Genomic DNA, 248 nt, shown 5'->3' on the forward strand with positions numbered 1-248 from the left:
ATGGCCCGCGGGATAAGTGCCGCGTTGAGGTCGACATCATCCTCTATGATGATGGCCATCGCGTCGCCACTGGCAACGAAGGTTTCAAGAGCCAGCAGGTGGCTTCGATAACAGCCGTATTCGCCGGCGAGGATCGTGCGGCCGTTGTGATAACTGAAGGAGCGGGGATGAAAGCCGACCCGCTCCTCCGCGAGCACAGATTGGCCGTCTACGGCTGCGACCCGAACGAGGTTCAGGCCATGCTGGAC

General features: G+C 60.9%; 1 protein-coding gene. It reads right to left on the bottom strand.

Annotated features, from left to right (window positions below; all coding sequences use genetic code 11):
- A partial coding sequence (locus EQW76_RS28895) for a glycosyltransferase family 25 protein (RefSeq protein WP_142832651.1) occupies positions 1-248 on the bottom strand: 248 nt, incomplete at both ends.

Origin of the sequence: Rhizobium sp. rho-13.1, from assembly GCF_007000305.1 — a bacterium.
In the GTDB taxonomy this organism is placed as follows: domain Bacteria; phylum Pseudomonadota; class Alphaproteobacteria; order Rhizobiales; family Rhizobiaceae; genus Rhizobium; species Rhizobium rhododendri.